Origin of the sequence: Bifidobacterium choerinum, assembly GCF_002761235.1 — a bacterium.
GTDB classification, from domain to species: Bacteria; Actinomycetota; Actinomycetes; order Actinomycetales; family Bifidobacteriaceae; genus Bifidobacterium; species Bifidobacterium choerinum.
In genome coordinates this window covers 243,717-262,173 of the sequence record NZ_CP018044.1, presented here as the reverse complement: position 1 = coordinate 262,173, position 18,457 = coordinate 243,717, and the positions used below count along the sequence as shown (strand labels likewise).

Below are 18,457 nucleotides of genomic sequence, written 5' to 3'. Positions count from 1 at the left end.
ACTTGACGGAACAGACGACGACCGGAGACGGTCCCGAGGAGATGATGCCGATGTTCTCATCGCTCGCATTGACGCAGGCGCTGCCGTACCTGCCGCTCGTCCAGGGCGATATCGATTACGGCGTGGAACGGCGCACCGACCCGCATCTCATCGACGACGTGCTGCGCGAGGCGGGCACGAGCGTCGTGCTCACACGCGCCGGACTACTCGCCGTGCCCTTCGGACAGCGCGCACTCACACGGCAGTCGACGGCGCATATGCGGCTCGCGACGCTGCCCGGGCAGTACGTCGCCGACGCGCTGCCGCACCATCCGGAGGTCAAGGCGATCTATCTCGGCTCCTACGCGGGCGCCGCGCCGCAGCACGTCGTCGCGCTCGACCTGACCGACGTCGCGCATCAGTCGCCCGAGGACGCCGCACGGCATGTCGACGACGCCTTCGACGATGCGAACGGCGGCCACGACACGCACGACGGCATCTTCGCGTCGGCGGTCGCGCGCTTCGACTGGGTCGATCTGCGCGGATTCGCGCCGCGCGCGTCGGCACGGGAGATCGGACAGGCGACGACGATGCTCGCCCTGTCGAACTGGTTCGCCTACCAGCGGCACTGCCCGCACTGCGGATACCCGGTCGAGCAGGCGATGAGCGGATGGGCGCAGCGCTGCACGAACTCCGAGGACGACTTCCGGCTGCTGTTCCCGCGCGTCGAGCCGGCCGTCATCATGACGGTCGTCGATGCGCAGGACCGGCTGCTCATCCAGCACAACAAGGCATGGAAGAACCCGCTGCTGTATTCGGTGTCCGCAGGATTCGTCGAGGCGGGGGAGAACCTCGAGCACGCCTGCAGGCGCGAGACGTTCGAGGAGACCGGCATCCGCGTCGGCGAGGTCAAGTATCTGGGCTCGCAGCCGTGGCCGTACAAGATCTCGCTGATGATGGGCTTCAAGGGGCAGGCGCTCAGCACCGACATACAGGTGGACGGCGAGGAGGTCGGCGACGCACGGTGGGTGACGCGCGACGAATACACCGACCTGCTCGTGACCGGGCAGATCGAGGCTCCGGGCAAGGCGACGATCGCGCGCGTCATGATCGAGGAATGGTACGGCCGGCAGATCTGAACCCGGCAGATCCGAACATGGCCGGCGCGTAGGCGTCCGACGGGCGGGCCCCGCCCATCGCGTGCACGGAAGCTGGCATAATGGCGTCAACGCATCCGTCCGCCTCGGCATCCGGCCGACACTGCGCCGGCGTGCACGGCGGCACGGCATCAATAGGACAATCCAAAAAACGGCAACCCAAGGAAACGAGGAACATCATGGCACAAGAGGAACAGACGGGACAGGCGGACAGGCTCGACATCCCGCGTCATCTGCAGTACAGCGAGGACCATGTGTGGGTGGACGACTCGGTCGAACCGGCCGTCATCGGCATCACCGAATACGCGGCCGAACGCATGGGCGACATCGTGTTCGTCGACCTGCCGCAGGTCGGCACGCGCGTCGAGGCCGGCGACGAACTCGTGCAGGTCGAATCGGCGAAGGCCGTCGAACCGGTCATCAGCCCGGTCGCCGGCACCGTGAAGTACGTCAACCACGAAGCCGAGGACGACGCCGCGATCATCAACGACGACCCCTACGGCGAAGGCTGGCTCGTCAAGGTCGAGCTCGACGACGACCTCCCCGAACTGTTGGACGCGGACGAATACGCAGCCATCATCAGGAAGTAGCGGAACAAGGCGCGCGGCACGGCCGTGCTCCGTTCGCGGATGCCGCGCCGTATGCATGCGGCATGCACGGGGCGCGGCGCGCATATACGTGCATATACGAAGTACGTGCATAACCTGAGGAATGAAGGAAGCTGACATGAGCGATCCGGATGCATCGGCACGGCGGCTGAAGACGACGAAACGGCTGCTCGACCACGCGTTGAACGAGGTCGAGCGCGAAGGGCGCATCGGGCTGCGGCGTGTGCGTGGCACCGCCAGGTCCGGCGCCGAACCCGTCGAGGACGACGCGGCGCTCGCGCCGGCCGCGGCGCAGGAGGACGGCGAGTCCGCCTCCGCCGCCGTCGCACTGCGCACGACGTCGGCGGCGACGGCGAGCGACGACATGCCGACGGTCGCCGTGCCGCTCGGCGAGATCGCGACCGGTGTGCCGCACCGGCGTTTTGTGCGCCGCCGCCGGCTGCATGTGACGAACCCGATCAAGGCGCTGATGCGCAAGGCCGTCATCGCCGTGTTCGGCGTGTGGATCAAGGTCTCGACGTCGCTCGTGCGCAGGCTCAACTGGTTCCCGAGCGTCAAATCGTATGTCGGATACGGCACCGAGGAGTACTCGCGCCTCGTCTGCCGCACGATCTACGCGCCGACGCATGCGAAGCCGCACACGCCGATGCGCGGCATCCACGCGATGCTCGAGGTGCCGGCGGCGCACGAGCGCGTGCGCATCGACATCGACGACGTGCCGCTCAAGACGGTGCAGGTCGGCACGATGGAGGTCTACGATCCGATGGATCCGGCGCGCAGCCAGACGATGGACTACTCGGTCTCCGACTCGTCCGGATACCTCGACCTGCTCGCCGAGCACCGGCTGCAGCCGGGCGTCCACACGATCAGCTGCATGGTGCCGCGCAGGCCTCCGGTCGAGGCTGAGCTGTTCACGATACCGAGCGACACGAAGGTCGGCGTCATCTCCGACGTCGACGACACGATCATGGTCACGCAGGTGCCGACGGTGTGGAAGGCCGCATACAACATGCTGCTGCTGTCGCCGCACAAGCGCGCGTCGGTGCCGGGCATGGCGGTGATGTACAACAAGATCCGCACGATGTTCCCCAACGCGCCGTTCTTCTATCTGTCGACGTCGCCGTGGAACGTCGAAAGCCAGATCCGCGGCTTCATCACCGACTACGGCTTCCCGGACGGCCCGCTGCTGCTGCGCGACCTCGACCCCAGGCCGAAGACCTTCGTGCCCTCGGGCGTGCAGCACAAGCTCGAGTACGCCGAACAGCTGATGGAGGACTTCCCGAACATGAAGTTCATCCTGCTCGGCGACGACGGGCAGAAGGACCCGACGACCTACGCGCAGATCGTCAAACGGTATCCGGGGCGCGTGATCGCGATCGGCATCCGCCAGCTGTCGCCGCGCGAGGCGAGCGGCGGCCTCGTCTCGATGAGCGGATTCGCGACGACGCAGCCGGTGCCGGACACCGATGTGCCGGTGTTCACCGGCGCGACCGGCGCGAACATGATGAAGACGATGCTGCCGTATCTCGAGCAGTTCGTCTGAAGCGGGGCTCTTTCCAGGGCGGGTATGGGTGCGATTCCTGCGGAACGGGAATACGCCGATTCCGACGGTTGCGCGTATGGCTGCCATGCGTCGATCGGATGACAGTGCATCGTTATGGCATTGGGCATACGATGCACCGTCTTTTCGTGTTTGCTATGTGGCATTCTCACACGGCGTTTCGCATATGGCCTCACGGCGTGTTGCCGCATCGTCCCGTCATTGCGTGGTGGCCGGGACGATGCGGGGCAGCCGAGACCGGGGCGGACTTCAGCTTCCTTGAATCCGGCCGCGTGGGTGCATACGCGGGAGATGACGGCATCGACGATGTGGTCGTCGAGGGCATCGTATCGTGTTGGTGCACGCATGGGAGGTGAGCAAGGTCGGAATAGGTTTCAAACGTCCTTGAATCCGGTCGCGTCGGCACGCGTACGGGAGGTGACGCGGCGATCGCCGCCGGCCCGGATGTGTTCATGTCGCGTCGGCACGCGTACGGGAGGTGATTGAGGCCGGGATGGGCTTCGGCGTCCGTATCTGCGTTGGAGGAGAGCAACATCCCGGTTTGGGCCGAGTATATGGGATTTGGGGTGTTGGAAAATGGCGGAAACGGATCGGCATACTCGCCCCAAACCGGGATGTTGCTCCCCCTCAGCACGGATAGGGGGGAACATAGGCGGATGTCCGATTCTGGAATTTGGGATGGTTCCCCCCCTCAGCACGGATAGGTGAATGATGCGCGGGGCAGCGATGGTTACTGGTCTTATTCGGTCCTTGATGGGGAATCCGGTGCGAGCCGTAGGTTCGTTGGTGTGCTGCTGTTTTTCCCGGTTCTGGAAGGGAAACCTGCATAGCTGGATGTCTCGTAGCATGAAGCGAACCATGCCGAAGCGTAATGGCACGGGACGGACCTTTGTATGTGCTGGCTGAAAGATCGGCCGCCGAATGGTGGCGACGGCGGACGAAGCCTTTATCCACATTTCCACATTATTTTCGATGCGGGATGCATCGGAGGGGGAGAGCCGATACATTCGTTGGCCATGTGCAACGTTTATCGGACAAATAGGTATGAGGGACGGGGCGGCAAGGACATGGATGGTTCGGAAGGGCGGGAGCATATAGCCCATATGCAGATTGATGCCGTCAGTCGATGTTTGGACGCCGAAGCGGCCTGCGGCCGCGGCGAGGCGTGCATATTCACGTTGACGACGGCGATACGGCTGCTTGGAGTCGATTGGGATCCGCTCACCGCGGTGAAACCGTGGTGGCGTCTTGGCGCGGAATTGCTGCAAGTGGTGGTCGGCGACAAAAACAACAAGCCCCGTGACCGTTTGGCGAAGCAACGGCCGGGGACTCGACAGGGAAGATACCCGGCAACGTTCTTCACCAGCGGAATTCCCATCGAGACGGTTGAGGTGGCGGACGGAGTGACATGCACGACGCCGGAATTCACATGGTTCATGTTTGCCAGATTCCTCGATCTGGAAGAACTCGTGATACTCGGTGATGCGATGATGCGGCGGTACGCCCTGCATGATCAGGTGACGCTGGAGAGCTTCGAGGATCTCCTCTGTCGGATTGAGCGCTATGGTTCGGAGCATGGGATGAGGGCTCCGAAGGGAATACGCAATTGCCGGAGAGCACTGGCGCTAATGGAGGAGGGGACTGATTCCGTGCGGGAGAGCATCCTGCGTCTATTGCTCATCCGATACGGACTGCCGCGGCCGGTGGTGAACTATCCGCTTGTGCTGCCGGACGGGACGCTCGTGTTTCTGGACATCGCTTTTCCCGATGCGAGGGTGGATGTGGAATATGACGGTCGTTTCCACCAAAACCAATGGGCGCAGGACGCACAGCGGCGGTTGGCGATAGAACTCGCCGGCTGGGCGTATGTGCAGGTGACCGATGAGGCCCTTGCGACCAAGGACGCTTGCAGGCAGATCGCGGAACTCGTCGCACGGTACCTCAAGGAGCGCACGGGAAACGATTATCTGCGAGACGAGCCCTTCGATCTGCGTGCGGTGGCGGATGGGCGGCGTAAGGGCTGGAAAAGACGATGAAAGCGGATGCCGGAGTGGGACATGCGTGGCGTCTTGATTCAGCTGGATTGTGCGAAAAGCCGGAAATGTCTGCATGGTGCATTTCTATTACATAGATTTATTGAATCTGTATTAGGGAGCAATGCTTTCGGAACGTCATGGGGATGATGGAATGCCGTATCTGCGTTGGGGGAGAGCAACATCCCGGTTTGGGCCGAGTATATGGGATTTGGGGTGTTGGAAAATGGCGGAAACGGATTGGCATACTCGTCCCAGTCCGAGATGTTGCTCTCCCTCAGCGCAGATGGTCCCATGTCGATGCGCTCATATGCCGACGTGGCTGCTGGATGCCGATATGTATGCATCCCATTCGATGCGGATGGACTCGTCGCCGGAGGTCGCAGTGCGGATATGTCGAGACTGGCGCGCCGCCAGCGCATGGATGGATCCCTCGTGGAGCAACGCCCGGAGATTGGGCTCGTCGCATGCCGCCTCCGCATGGTTGGATTCCGCCTGGTTCTCGATCGCATCCGTCGTGGGCTGCAGATGGCAACATGGATGGACTCCGCATGGCTCTCCCGGGGTGCGGCGACGGGTCGCCCATGGAGCGCTGCCTGAAGCATGGCTCCTAAGGACGGACCAGACCGCGGACGGACGCGTGCGTATAATCGGCGCATGACCAACGAGCAGAACGCGCAGATGGACATGCGGCCGCCGCAGGCCGCGCGGATCGACAGCGAACGCAGCTTCCACGACGACGTCTTCGTCGACCCCTACGAGTGGATGAGGGACAAGGAGTCGCCGCGCCTCAAGCAGTACGTGGCCGACGAGAACGCCTATACCGAGTCGCGCATGGCGCATCTCGCGCCGTTGCGCGAACGGCTCTTCGAGGAGTTCCGTTCGCACGTCCAGGAGACCGACATGTCGGTGCCGACGCGCATGGACGGCTACTGGTACTACGCGCGCACACAGAAGGGCCGGCAGTACGCGGTGCAGTGCCGGCTTCCGGTGCACGACGAGGATGACTGGGATCCGCCGGTCATCGACGCGGCGACGCGGCCGGGGCAGCTCGAGGGCGAGCAGATCGTCCTCGACGCGAACGCCGAGGCGGAAGGCCACGACTTCTACCGCATCGGCGGCATGGACATCAGCAAGGACGGCCGCTGGATGCTGCTCGGCGTCGACACGAACGGCGACGAACGCTACGATTTCACGATCCGCGAGATCGCGACCGGCCGTGAACTGCCGGAGCGCTTCGCGGGCATCGCCGCCGCCTGCTTCACGCCGGACGCGCGCTACGTGTTCTACACGGTGCTCGACGAGGCGCAGCGGCCGTGGCTCATCCGCCGGCACAAGGTCGGCACGGCCGTCGCCGACGACGTGGACGTCTACCGCGAGGACGACGAACGGTTCTGGGCGGGCATCGGCGTGTCCTTCGACGAACGGCATCTGGTCATCGGCACCGGTTCGAAGACGACGAGCGAGGTGCTGATGCTGCCGGTGAGCGACCCGGAGGGCGAGTTCACGCCGTTCATCCCGCGCAAGGAGGGCGTCGAATACGACGTGAGCTTCGCGACCTTCGAAGGCGCCGGCGAGCACGGCGGGGACGTGCCGGTCGCCGTCGTCTACCACAACGCGACGAACCCGAACTTCGAGATCGACGTCATCGACATGCGTGAGCACGGCGCGCCGTACATGCTCGGCGACGGCACGATGATCGCGTGCGGCTCGCCGTACGGCTGCGAACTCGGCGACGCCGTCATCGACGGGGCGTCGGCGATGCCGGTCGGCACGCCGTTCGACGATCCGCGCAATCCGCAGCTGCTGCGCGGCGTGCGGGGCCTGGCGATCGACGGCATCGCGCTGCACCGGCATTTCGTCGCGCTGTCCTACCGCGCTGACGGACTGCCGCGCCTCGCCGTCATGGGCAAGGCGGCGGCCGCCGACGACTTCCTCCACGGCAGGCCGTGGCGTTTCGAAGCGGTCACGCCGCCGGCGCTCGACGGCGACTGGACGCCGCAGGACGTGCCCGCACCCGCATTGGACGGCTTCGACGGCGCCGCCGAGCGGCTTTATTCGATCGGCACGAGCGGCAACCCGTCGTACGACGCGCCGCGCATGCGCTACCTGTTCACGAGCTACACGCGTCCCGGCGAGCTGCACGAGCTCGACGCGCGCGACGGCTCCGACGTGCTGCTCAAGGAGGCGACGGTGCTCGGCGGCTACGACCCGCGCGACTACGCCGAACGCCGCGTGTGGGTGACGGCGCGCGACGGCGAGCGCATCCCGGTCTCCCTCGTCTACCGGCGCGACGCGATGCGCGGGCGGATGCCGATGTTCGTCATCGGCTACGGCGCCTACGAGATCAGCTCCGACCCGGGATTCTCGATCGCGAGGCTGAGCCTGCTCGACCGCGGCGTGCTGTACGTGGTGCCGCATGTGCGTGGCGGCGGCGAGATGGGACGCGCATGGTATGAGAACGGCCGGCGGCTGCGCAAGAAGCGCACCTTCGAGGATTTCGTCGACGTGACGGCCGCGCTGCAGGACTGCGGCCTCGCCGACCCGGCGCGCACCGTCGCGAACGGCGGCTCGGCCGGCGGCCTGCTGATGGGCGCCGTCGCGAACATGGCGCCGGAGCGCTACGCCGGCATCGAGGCGGACGTGCCGTTCGTCGACGCGCTGACGACGATGCTCGACCCGTCGCTGCCGCTGACGGTGACCGAATGGGACGAGTGGGGCGACCCGCTGCACGACGCCGAGGCCTACCGTTACATGCGCGACTATTCGCCGTACGAGAACGCGCCGGTGCCCGAGCCGGCGGCCGACGGCGCGACGCGCGCGGTGTGGCGCGACGGCGAGGCCGTGGCGCATTATCCGAAGATCTTCGTGACGACGTCGATGAACGACACGCGCGTCCTCGTCGTCGAGCCGCTCAAATGGGTCGCGCGGCTGCAGGCGGCCGGGCTCGACGCGCTCATCAAGATCGAGGTCGAGGCGGGTCACGGCGGCGGCACCGGCCGCTACAAGCAGTGGCGCGACGTCTGCTACGAGAACGCGTGGTGCCTGGAGGCGATGGGCGCCGAGGAACCGCTCGAATCGGCCGTGCGCTGACGCGGCGGACGGCGTCGGAGGCGAGGCTGCCGGCGCCGTGTCTCAGTCGGAATTCCACTATGCGGAATCGAATGGCGGCGCTGTCCACGGAATGAACGGCGCCGCGTGCGCGGCGGCCGCGCGCGTGTACGCTCGCATGTCATGAGCGAACACAAGCAGTACACGATCGCCGTCATTCCCGGCGACGGCATCGGCAAGGAAGTCACCCCGTGGGCGCAGCAGGCACTGGAGAAGGCGGCCGCGGACGTGGCGGAATTCAGTTACGAACCCTTCGACCTGGGCGCCGAACGCTATCTGCGCGACGGCGAGATCCTGCCGGATGAGGATCTCGAAGCCATCAAGAAGACCGACGCGATCCTGCTCGGCGCGGTCGGCGACCCGCGCGTCAAGGCGGGTGTCCTCGAACGCGGCCTGCTGCTCAAGCTGCGCTTCGCGCTCGACCAGTACGTGAACCTGCGCCCGTCGAAGCTGTACAAGGGCGTCACGTCGCCGCTCGCCGAACCGGGCGACATCGACTTCGTCGTCGTGCGCGAAGGCACTGAAGGCCTGTACTGCGGCGCCGGCGGCGCGATCCGCAAGGGCACCGAACACGAAGTGGCCACCGAGGTTTCGATCAACACGGCCTACGGCGTCGAGCGCGTCGTGCGCTACGCCTTCGAACTGGCGATGAAGCGCCGCAGGCACGTGACGCTCGTGCACAAGAAGAACGTCCTCGTCAACGCCGGCGACATGTGGCAGCGCATCGTCGACAAGGTCGGCGAGGAATATCCGGAGGTCACGCACGACTACAACCACATCGACGCGGCCACGATCTACCTCGTCAACGATCCGCAGCGCTTCGACGTCATTCTCACCGACAACCTCTTCGGCGACATCCTCACCGACGAGGCGGGCGCCGTCGTCGGCGGCGTCGGCTACTCGGCGTCCGGCTGCATCAACGCGATCGACGAATATCCGTCGATGTTCGAGCCGATCCATGGTTCGGCGCCGGACATCGCCGGCAAGGGCATCGCGAACCCGACGGCGGCGATCCTGTCGGCCGCGATGCTGCTGCGCCACCTCGGATTCGACGACGCGGCCGCGAGGATCGACGCGGCCGTCGAGGCGGACATCGCCGAACTTGGTTCGACGACGCGTTCCACCGACGAGGTCGGACGCGACATCCTCGCGCGCATCTGAGCGTCGTTGGGGAGCATGGATATGCGGCCGGTCGTGTTTGCGCGATGCGTAAACACGACCGGCCGTTCTTCGGCACTCGGCTGTAGACTGGGCGTCGTATGTGCAAAGAGCCGCGCGAGCGGTTCCCGTAACGAATCACGGCACTCCATGTGTCGTATGAAATGAGGTAATCATGTGCTGCAACTGTGAAGAAGCATCGATGAACTACAGCAACGGCTTCCAGACCTATGCACGTCCGACCGCGGGCCCGTACATCGCGACGACCCACGTCCCGGGCGAGTACGGACCGGTCTACGTCGCCTGAGCACGTCGATTCAACGTTTTCGACGGGCGCCCGCATCTATGTGCGGACGCCCGTTTTTCGTAGGCGGCCAGCGGTGGCATGCTGTGGGTGTGGTTACCTAAATAATGCCGTTGTGGGGATGCGGAACGGCATGTTGTGGGTGCCCCACCTAAATACTGCCGTTATTGGAGCGCATGGCGGCATGTTGTGGGTGAGATTACCTAAATAATGCCGTTGCTGTGGAGTGCGGCGGCATGTTGTGGGTGAGGTACGCGAGTAGTGCCGCTGAAGGGGAGCGGGACGGGCGGCTGGAGCTGCGGCGCGCGGCGGCGTGGTGCGTTACGCTGAAAGTCGGGAAACTTGCAGCCAACTCCCATCGGGGACGGCTATCGTTGGCAACAGAGCCAAAGGACAACGGCATGGGCGTGCGCGCGCATGCCGATGAGGAATCGAGGAACCATGACACAGCCACAGACCAACCCGACCAACCCGACCGATCCAACCGATCCGATCAACCCGGCCATTCCGGCCAACCCGGACGACGCGAACACGGATCCGCAGACCGAACCGCAGACGGTGGCCTTCGAGCAGACGAGCGTGACCGATCCGGCGACCGGCGACACGGTGACCGAGACGATCGAGGGCGTCGCATCCTCCGCGGATGCCGCGGCTCAGAACACCACGGCCGCTGGTGCCGGCACGACGAATGTCGGTATGCCGTCCGAGCCGTACGCCTTCGACAATCCGTCCGACTTCGGCGCGCCGACCGCTGACGCGTCGACCGCCGCCTATGCGCAGACGACTCCGGCCGCCTACGCGCAGATGCCCGCTCCCGCCGCACAACAACCGGTCGTCGATTCGATGGGCAACCCGTATGCGGCGACGTCGACGTCGAGCCCGTACGAGCATGCGCCGGCATACGGCGCGGGCGCCCCGACGATGCCGATGGGAGCCTACGCGGCGCCGGACGCAAACTCCGCGCAGCAGCCGAGCTACGGCGCGCAGCCGCAGCCGTCCTATGCGACGCCGACGACCTACTACGTCGCGCGCAACAAGATCCTCGCGGGCCTGCTCGCGTTCTTCTTCGGCATGTTCGGCATCCACAACTTCTACCTCGGCTACACCGGCCGCGGCATCGCCCAGCTGCTGCTGACGGTGCTCGGCTGGATCGCGCTCGGCCTTGGACCGCTCGCCGCGCTGATCTGGTCGTGGATCGAAGGCGTGCGCATCCTCACCTCCGACTACGGCACGCCCGAACATCGCGACGCGCGCGGCGTCGAACTGATGGACTGACGTCACGCCGATGACCGAACGTTCCGGTTCCGTCAAAGTGCCCGGCGGCAAGCTCGTCCGTGTGACGCTTGCCGCCGGCGCGCGTCTCGACGGCGATTTCTTCGCCGACGGCGACGCCCGCGCCATCATCGGCGCCATCGAATCCGTCATCGCCGACGCCGCACATGAACTCGATCCGACGTTCGCCGATTGCGCGCCGGCGGACGCCGTCGATGCCGACGCGGCGGCGCGCGCCGTGCAGACGTGGTACCGGCGCACGGTGCGGCGCATCGACGACGTGCTCGGCGACCGGCTCATCGGCGCGAACGCCGACGCGATCGCGTTGGCGACGCTGCATGCGGCCGCCGGCGGCAGCCCCGCCGCGCGCGCCTTCGAGGAACGCCATATGGCGCGCGTGCGCCGCTCATGGCAGGCGGCGCAGCATCGGCCGACGCCGTCGCCGCTGCGCATCACGGACGCCGAGATCCGTGCGCGCTGGGCGGCACTGCGCCCGCATGTCGTCGTCGACCGGCCGCGCATGCCCGAGGAGCAGATGGCGCTCGAACCGCGATGGGCGCGGCAGGTGGCCGACGGAGGGCGCGAGCCGACGGTCCGCATCTGGCAATGGGCCGCGCCGGCCGTCGTCTGCGGACGTTACCAGTCGATCGAGGACGAGGTGAACGTGGCCGAGGCGCGCGCACGCGGCGTGCACATCGTGCGCCGCGGCACCGGCGGCGGCGCGATGTTCATCGAACCGGCCGACACGATCACCTATTCGCTGTACGCGCCGCTGGGATTCGCCGACGGACTCGACGCCGTGCAGACCTACCAGCTGTGCGATGCGTGGCTGCTCGAGGCGCTCGCCGCCTGCGGCGTGCGCGCCTGCTACGCCGGGCTCAACGACATCGCCGCCGTGCACGTCGACGCCGACGGCTCCGCGCATGTCGGCGGCAAGATCGGCGGCGCCGCGCAGATGCGCGTCCCCGCGCGCGGCGGCGGACCCGGCTGCCTGCTGCACCACGTCACGCTCGCATACGCGATCGACGCGGCCGCGATGGGCGACGTGCTCATCGTCGACCCGGAGAAGATGTCCGACAAGGCCGTGAAATCGGCGCGCCGGCGCGTCGAGCCGATGACGGCGCAGACGACGATGACGCGCGACGCCGTCGTCGCGACGATGGCGAGGGTCGCCACCTCCTTCGGCTCGTAGACGGCGCGCGTGGCGGTCGTCGGCGCCGCGCTCCGGATTGGCGGCGGCGTGGCGACGACGGTACAATGGACGACGGTGCGCGTGCCGCACGGCCGCGTGAAACAACCGTGAAATGAGGTGGTCATGGCATCGGACGAGACGTACGGGAAGGACAATCCGCTGCTGCAGACGGCGTTGTTCAGGCACGTCTCCGCCGAGCAGGCCAAAGAGCTGCTGCCGGCGCTGCACCACGAGACCGTGCAGAAGGGCGACTGCATCTTCCGCGAAGGGGACACCGACCACCGGATGTACGTCATCGAGTCCGGCCGCGTCAAGCTGACGCGCAAGTCGGTCGACGACCGCGTGCAGCTGCTCAGCATCCACACGCGCGGCGAACTGCTCGGCGAGATCCCGGTCTTCGATCCCGACGGCGGCCCGCGCACGGCGTCGGCGATCGCGATGATGAACGACACGCGCCTCGTTTGGCTCGAGCATGACGCGCTGTTCCGCTGGCTCGACCGATACCCGCGCGTCGCCGTCGACATGTTGCAGGTGCTCGCGCACCGCATGCGCGCGAACAACGAACGCATCGCCGACCTCGTGTTCATGGACGTGCCGGCGAGGCTCGCGAAGACGCTGCTCAACCTCGCGTCGCGTTTCGGCAAGCCGGTCGAGGCGGGGCTGCAGGTGCCGCACGACCTCACGCAGGAGGAGATGGCGCAGCTCGTCGGCTCGTCGAGGGAGACGGTGAACAAGGCGCTGATGGATTTCGCGAACCGAGGATGGATCGCGCGCGAGGGGCGCACGATCATCATCTACCAGCCGGGCAAGCTCATCCGCCGATCGCAGCGCTGAGCGCAGCCGCCTCCGCGATGCTGGCGGCGCGCTGTGAATATCGTGTGAAATCACTGGACGCCCGTCATGCTCAGCCGCGGAATGTGGCGAAAGCCACGGCCTGCGCCTCTGGAATCGGTAGAGCCGACAACATAGAATGGTGCGCATGCCGAAGAAGAAGAAATCCCTGAGTGGAGTGCGCATTCTTGCGCTCGCGCTGGCGTTCATCACGCTGTGCGTCGCCGGCGGTGCGACGACGTGCCTGCTGTTCCTTCCCGCGGTCATGGGGGCGAACAACGTGGCGCGCGCGGTGTCGCCGTCGATGGAGGTCGAAGGCATCGACTTCGACGTGACGAACCTGCCGCAGAAATCGACGATGTACGCGAACGACGGCAAGACCGTCATCGCGGAGTTCTATGCGCAGAACCGCGAGGTCGTGCCGCTCAAGGACATCTCGAAGCCGATGATGCAGGCCGTCGTGGCCCGTGAGGACAAGCGCTTCTGGGAGCATTCGGGCGTCGACGTGCAGGGCGTCATGCGCGCCTTCGTGCAGACGTACATGAAGAAGGGCGACCAGCAGGGCGGCTCGAGCCTGACGCAGCAGTACGTGAAGAACGTGCTCGCGACGAAGGCGCGCGAAAGCGACGACCCGATCGGCGAATACCATGCGACCGAGGACACGATCGCGCGTAAGCTGCGCGAGATGCTGCTGTCGGTGCAGATGGAGAAGAAGTACTCGAAGCAGGAGATCCTGCAGGGCTACCTCAACATCGCGCAGTTCGGATCGAACTCGCTCTACGGCGTGCAGGCGGCCGCCGAACGCTACTTCAACACGACCGCCGACAAGCTCAACGTCGTCCAGGCGGCGACGATCGCGATGGTCACGAAGAACCCGTCGAAGTACGATCCGTCGATCCCGGAGAACCAGGAGGAGGCGCAGAAGCAGCGCAACATCGTGCTCAAGCTGATGCTCGACCAGAAGTTCATCTCGCAGCAGGAATACGACGAGGCCGTCAACACGCCGCTCAAGGACACGCTGCACCTGACCGACGTCAGCCGTGGATGCATGGCCGCGAAGTACAACACCGGCTTCTTCTGCGACTACGTCGTGCACAAGATCGAGAACTCTCCGGAGTTCGGCAAGACCGCCGAGGACCGCGAGAAGCTGCTGCAGGAGGGCGGCCTCAAGATCGTCACGACGCTCGACCTCGACGCGAGCAACGCGATGATGGACACGGCGAACCAGACGATCCCGGCGAACGACCCCTCCGGCATGGAGATCGTCATCGCCTCGGTCAAGCCGGGGACCGGCGAGGTGCTCGGCTTCGGCCTGAACCGCACCTACGACGCGACCGACGCGGCCGCGACCGATCCGACGAAATCGTCGATGAACTACGCCGTCGACCAGGTCGACGGCGGCGGCCAGGGCTTCCCGATCGGTTCGTCGTGGAAGCCGATCAACCTCGTCGCATGGATGCAGCAGGGCAGGTCGGTCAACGAGATGCTCGTCGCGCCGACCGACTTCCTGACGAGCCGCTTCAGCTGCAACGGCTACGTCGGCGGCACCGACAACTGGCATGTGACGAACGCATTGACGAACGGCACGGTCTCGCCGGAAAGCCCGTTCCTCGGCCTCGTCCACTCTCACAACACGACGATGGCGGCGATGGGCGCGCAGATCGGCCTGTGCGCGGTCGCCGACGCGGCGAAGTCCGTCGGCTACCACAACGCGAAGATCGGCCAGGAGGACGTCTATTCGGACATCTCGATGCATCCGGCGCTGCTCATCGGCGGCACGACGTCGGTCTCGCCGCTGACGATGGCGAACGTGTACGCGACGTACGCGGCCGACGGCGTGCAGTGCACGCCGATTGCGATCAAGTCGGTCGAGAACACCGACGGCGAACAGCTCGACGTGCCGAAGGCGAACTGCCACCAGGCGGTTGACAAGGACATCATCCAGACGCTCGCGTACACGATGAACCAGGGCGTGACGCGCCCCGACGGCGCGGCCGGCTCGGCGAAGCTCGCGAACAACCGCAAGACCTTCGCGAAGACCGGTACGAACGAGAACATGTACGTGACGACCGGCGGCTTCATCCCCAAGCAGATCGCGACCTTCGTGCTCGTCGGCGACGTGCAGGACCCGACGAACCATCCGATCGAGAACATCGCGATCAACGGCAACTACCACGGCTACTGGGACGGCTCCACGATCGCGGCCCCGGCCTTCAGCAAGGCCGTGAGCAGCTACGCGGAGAAGAAGAACCTGCCGATGGACAACGACTACGGCAAGCCGGCCGACAAATACATGCACTCGACCGGACATGTGACCGGGGCGCCCGGCAGCCAGCAGAACGGCCAGCCGCAGCAGAACGGCACGACCGGACAGCCGCAGCAGAACACACAGCCGCAGCAGCAGAACACGACGACCACACGGTAGCCGCTCTTCCGCGGCTCGCGGCATACGAGGGGCGCCTTCCCGCCATGTTCCAGCGGGAAGGCGCCCCTCGTCGTATGCCGTCGTATGCCGTCATGCGGGCCGCATATGCGCCGATGCCCGGTGGGGCGCCGCAGGCGTCCGGAACGCCCGTTCAGGTGTGCTACAGTGCGCGGTATGGGCAAAGCAAAGAAGCAGAAGAAGACCTCAGCGGAGCGCCCGTCGGCGACTCCGATCCTGTTCGAACCGATGACGATCCGCGGCACGAGCGTGCGCAACCGCATCTGGCTGCCGCCAATGTGCATGTACTCGGTGACGGCGTGCGACGGCAGGCCGACCGATTTCCACTACCAGCACTATGTCTCCCGCGCGCTCGGCGGATTCGGCCTCATCATCGTCGAGGCGACGGCCGTCACGCCCGAGGGACGCATTTCGCCATGCGACCTCGGCCTGTGGGAGGACGGGCAGATCGACTCCTACCGGTGGATCGTCGACGGCATGAAGCGCGCCGGCGCGACGCCGGCGATCCAGCTGGGGCATGCGGGACGCAAGGCGTCGACCGGCTGCTTCGGCATCGGCATGCCGGGGGAGAGCCTCGCTCCCGACGAGGGCGGCTGGCGCACCGTCGCTCCGTCGCCGATCGCCTACGGCGACTTCCCCGAACCGCGCGCGCTCGGCGTCGACGAGATCCATGACATCGAGGACCGCTTCCGTGACGCCGCATGGCGCGCGCAGGAGGCCGGCTTCGAGGCGATCGAGATCCATGCGGCCCACGGCTACCTGCTCTCCGAGTTCCTCGACCCGCTGACGAACGTGCGCGACGACGAATACGGCGGATCTCCGTGCAACCGCGCGCGCATGCTCATCGAGACGGTGGACAAGGTGCGCGGCGTCGTACGCGACGACATGCCGGTGTTCGTGCGCATCTCGGCGACTGACTGGGCCGAGGGCGGATTCGGCGCCGACGACGCCGTCGCGCTCGCGAGGACGCTCAAGGACCACGGCGTCGACCTGATCGACGTCTCGACCGGCGGCGTGCTGCCGCAAGTGACGATCCCGGTGCGTCCCGGCTACCAGGTGCCGTTCGCCGACCGTGTGCGCAACGAGGCCGGCATCGCGACGACGGCCGTCGGCCTGATCACGAAGCCGCGTCAGGCGCTCAGGATCCTCACGCACGGGCAGGCCGACGCCGTCGAGATCGGCCGCGCCGGCCTGCGCGAACCGTACTGGCCGCTGCGCGCCGCCGCGAAGCTCGGCATGGCGCGCGACGAGATCGACTATCCGCCGCAGCTCGTGCGCGGCGCATGGCGCGACGGCGAGAACTGGTGATCGCGACGGCGATCGCCGTATGAACGCGGGGAGGCCCGGACGTCGATGACGCCCGGGCCTCCCCATATGCGCGTGTCTGTTCGGCCGATCGCCTATGCGTCGACGCCGACGGCGTCGGACACATGCGCGAAGCCGTCGCGGCGCAGCAGCTCGGCGAGGCCGCGCTTGAGCACGGTGATCTGCTGAGGGCCGCGGTACATCAGCGCCGAGACGAACATGACGAGCGACGAGCCGGCGCGGATCTTCTCATACGCCTGCTTCGGCGTGAAGACGCCGCCGATGCCGGCGATCGCGAAACGGTCGCCGTAGTCGCGGTAGACGCGGCGGATCAGCTCGGTGCTCTCGACGGTGCACGGGCCGCCCGACAGGCCGCCGAGCCACGATGGCGGAATCGTCATGCCGCTGCGGTCCTTCTGCAGGTTCGCGATCGACAGGCCCTGCACGTTGTGGTCGGCGAGCACGTCGACGAGTTCGCGGAACTCCTCCCACGTCTTGTTGAGCGGCATCTTGACGAGCGTCGGCTGCGGGCGGTCGATCTTGTCGAGCTCGGTGAACAGGCGGTCAAGCGCCTCCGGATCCTCGTTGAACGGCTCGCCGACCTTCGTGTTCGGGCACGAGATGTTCACCTCGACCATCGCCGTGCGCCCGGCGGCGCGGCGCATCGAGACGCAGTAGTCCTCGATGCCCTCGTCGATGCCGCCGACGAGGGCATCGTTCGTGCGTGCGATCGACACCGACATCTGCATCGTGCGCGTGCGGCGCCACGCCTGCTCGGTCTTCGCGATGATCTTGTCGGAGCCCTCGTTGGCCAGTCCCACATGCACCATCATCGAATCGTATTCGGGCAGACGGTGGAACCACGGGCGCGGATTGCCGGCGCACGGGCGCGCCGTCGTCGAGCCGACCGTCTCGAAGCCGAAGCCGGCGTTGTCGAGCAGCGTCACCATCTCGCAGTCCTTGTCGAGGCCGGCGGACAGGCCGAAGGGGTTGGCGAAGTCGACGCCCATGACCGAGGTTTCGAGGATCGGGTCGGTGTAGTCGAGCATCTGGCGCAGCAGCCACATCAGCGGCGGGATGTTGCGCGTGACCTTGCAGAACCCGATCATCTGGGCGTGCGACCGGTCCGGCGGCTTGTTGAAGACGAAATGCGGTTTGATGATGTTCTTGTAGGCGCAGGTGAACAAGTCGGTCGTCGCCTTGTTGATCGCGTCATGCAAGCTGTTCTCGGAAACGTAAGCCATCGTTCCATTGTGCCATGTTCGCCCGCGGAACGCACGCGCGAACCGCGGGGAAACGGTGAAAGGAGACGCATATGCCGTCCATCGGCGCGGTTTTGCCGATGGTTGCACGGGATGCGCGCCGGCGGGACGCTGACTACAGTCGGTACGGAAATCCGAGGCCTCGACGCCGATTCCGCGATGCCGACGCGGCATGCGGTAAAGTCGGGGATCAGACGGCCGGCGGCGGCCGACGGACGGGAGGCGGATATGACGGGTCGTG

12 protein-coding genes are annotated in these 18,457 nt (G+C 66.2%); 11 read left to right on the top strand and 1 reads right to left on the bottom strand.

All coding sequences use genetic code 11. The annotated features are described in order from the left end of the window. The first annotated feature begins 50 nt into the window (after nt 1-50). From nudC to BcFMB_RS00930, 11 genes are all read left to right on the top strand, one after another. A complete protein-coding gene (gene nudC, locus BcFMB_RS00985; RefSeq protein ID WP_099721670.1) occupies nt 51-1,118 on the top strand; it encodes an NAD(+) diphosphatase in 1,068 nt (355 codons plus the stop codon). Between the two features lie 197 nt (nt 1,119-1,315). Then, complete coding sequence (gcvH, locus tag BcFMB_RS00980; protein WP_099720778.1) at nt 1,316-1,726, top strand: glycine cleavage system protein GcvH; 411 nt, start codon at nt 1,316-1,318, stop codon at nt 1,724-1,726. Nucleotides 1,727-1,862: 136 nt separating this feature from the next. Further along, on the top strand, nt 1,863-3,287 hold the full coding sequence (locus BcFMB_RS00975; RefSeq protein ID WP_099720777.1) for an App1 family protein: 1,425 nt from the start codon (nt 1,863-1,865) through the stop codon (nt 3,285-3,287). Between the two features lie 1,121 nt (nt 3,288-4,408). After that, entirely contained in the window at nt 4,409-5,341 is a 933-nt protein-coding gene (locus tag BcFMB_RS00970) for a hypothetical protein (protein WP_157774989.1), read from the top strand. 654 nt (nt 5,342-5,995) lie between these two features. Continuing rightward, nucleotides 5,996-8,431, top strand: a complete 2,436-nt coding sequence (locus BcFMB_RS00960) for a S9 family peptidase (RefSeq protein ID WP_099720774.1) — start codon at nt 5,996-5,998, stop codon at nt 8,429-8,431. Nucleotides 8,432-8,572: 141 nt separating this feature from the next. Next, nucleotides 8,573-9,610, top strand: a complete 1,038-nt coding sequence (locus tag BcFMB_RS00955) for a 3-isopropylmalate dehydrogenase (protein WP_024541130.1) — start codon at nt 8,573-8,575, stop codon at nt 9,608-9,610. 742 nt (nt 9,611-10,352) lie between these two features. Then, on the top strand, nt 10,353-11,186 hold the full coding sequence (locus BcFMB_RS00950) for a TM2 domain-containing protein (RefSeq protein WP_157774987.1): 834 nt from the start codon (nt 10,353-10,355) through the stop codon (nt 11,184-11,186). A gap of 10 nt (nt 11,187-11,196) precedes the next feature. After that, complete coding sequence (locus tag BcFMB_RS00945) at nt 11,197-12,375, top strand: lipoate--protein ligase family protein (RefSeq protein WP_099720772.1); 1,179 nt, start codon at nt 11,197-11,199, stop codon at nt 12,373-12,375. 123 nt (nt 12,376-12,498) lie between these two features. Further along, nucleotides 12,499-13,209: a Crp/Fnr family transcriptional regulator gene (locus tag BcFMB_RS00940; RefSeq protein ID WP_099720771.1), complete on the top strand. Its 711-nt coding sequence runs from the start codon at nt 12,499-12,501 to the stop codon at nt 13,207-13,209. A 136-nt stretch (nt 13,210-13,345) separates the two neighbouring features. Then, nucleotides 13,346-15,631 carry a transglycosylase domain-containing protein gene (locus BcFMB_RS00935; RefSeq protein ID WP_418214999.1) on the top strand — a complete coding sequence of 762 codons (2,286 nt, stop codon included), beginning with the start codon at nt 13,346-13,348 and terminating at the stop codon, nt 15,629-15,631. Between the two features lie 174 nt (nt 15,632-15,805). After that, nucleotides 15,806-16,957 carry an NADH:flavin oxidoreductase/NADH oxidase gene (locus tag BcFMB_RS00930; protein WP_099720770.1) on the top strand — a complete coding sequence of 384 codons (1,152 nt, stop codon included), beginning with the start codon at nt 15,806-15,808 and terminating at the stop codon, nt 16,955-16,957. 92 nt (nt 16,958-17,049) lie between these two features. Here the strand turns inward: BcFMB_RS00930 and BcFMB_RS00925 are convergent, their stop codons facing one another. After that, the gene (locus BcFMB_RS00925) at nt 17,050-18,198 is read right to left on the bottom strand and encodes a quinone-dependent dihydroorotate dehydrogenase (RefSeq protein WP_099720769.1); all 1,149 of its coding nucleotides are present in this window, start codon (nt 18,196-18,198) and stop codon (nt 17,050-17,052) included. Nucleotides 18,199-18,457: the final 259 nt, after the last annotated feature.

Excerpts from the sequence above, each read along its gene's own strand:
- BcFMB_RS00945 (WP_099720772.1), top strand. The coding sequence starts at position 11,197 with ATGACCGAACGTTCCGGTTCCGTCAAAGTGCCCGGCGGCAAGCTCGTC.
- BcFMB_RS00935 (WP_418214999.1), top strand. The coding sequence starts at position 13,346 with ATGGTGCGCATGCCGAAGAAGAAGAAATCCCTGAGTGGAGTGCGCATT.
- BcFMB_RS00950 (WP_157774987.1), top strand. The coding sequence starts at position 10,353 with ATGACACAGCCACAGACCAACCCGACCAACCCGACCGATCCAACCGAT.
- gcvH (WP_099720778.1), top strand. The coding sequence starts at position 1,316 with ATGGCACAAGAGGAACAGACGGGACAGGCGGACAGGCTCGACATCCCG.
- BcFMB_RS00925 (WP_099720769.1), bottom strand. The coding sequence starts at position 18,198 with ATGGCTTACGTTTCCGAGAACAGCTTGCATGACGCGATCAACAAGGCG.
- BcFMB_RS00970 (WP_157774989.1), top strand. The coding sequence starts at position 4,409 with ATGCAGATTGATGCCGTCAGTCGATGTTTGGACGCCGAAGCGGCCTGC.
- BcFMB_RS00975 (WP_099720777.1), top strand. The coding sequence starts at position 1,863 with ATGAGCGATCCGGATGCATCGGCACGGCGGCTGAAGACGACGAAACGG.
- BcFMB_RS00960 (WP_099720774.1), top strand. The coding sequence starts at position 5,996 with ATGACCAACGAGCAGAACGCGCAGATGGACATGCGGCCGCCGCAGGCC.
- BcFMB_RS00930 (WP_099720770.1), top strand. The coding sequence starts at position 15,806 with ATGGGCAAAGCAAAGAAGCAGAAGAAGACCTCAGCGGAGCGCCCGTCG.
- nudC (WP_099721670.1), top strand. The coding sequence starts at position 51 with ATGTTCTCATCGCTCGCATTGACGCAGGCGCTGCCGTACCTGCCGCTC.
- BcFMB_RS00940 (WP_099720771.1), top strand. The coding sequence starts at position 12,499 with ATGGCATCGGACGAGACGTACGGGAAGGACAATCCGCTGCTGCAGACG.
- BcFMB_RS00955 (WP_024541130.1), top strand. The coding sequence starts at position 8,573 with ATGAGCGAACACAAGCAGTACACGATCGCCGTCATTCCCGGCGACGGC.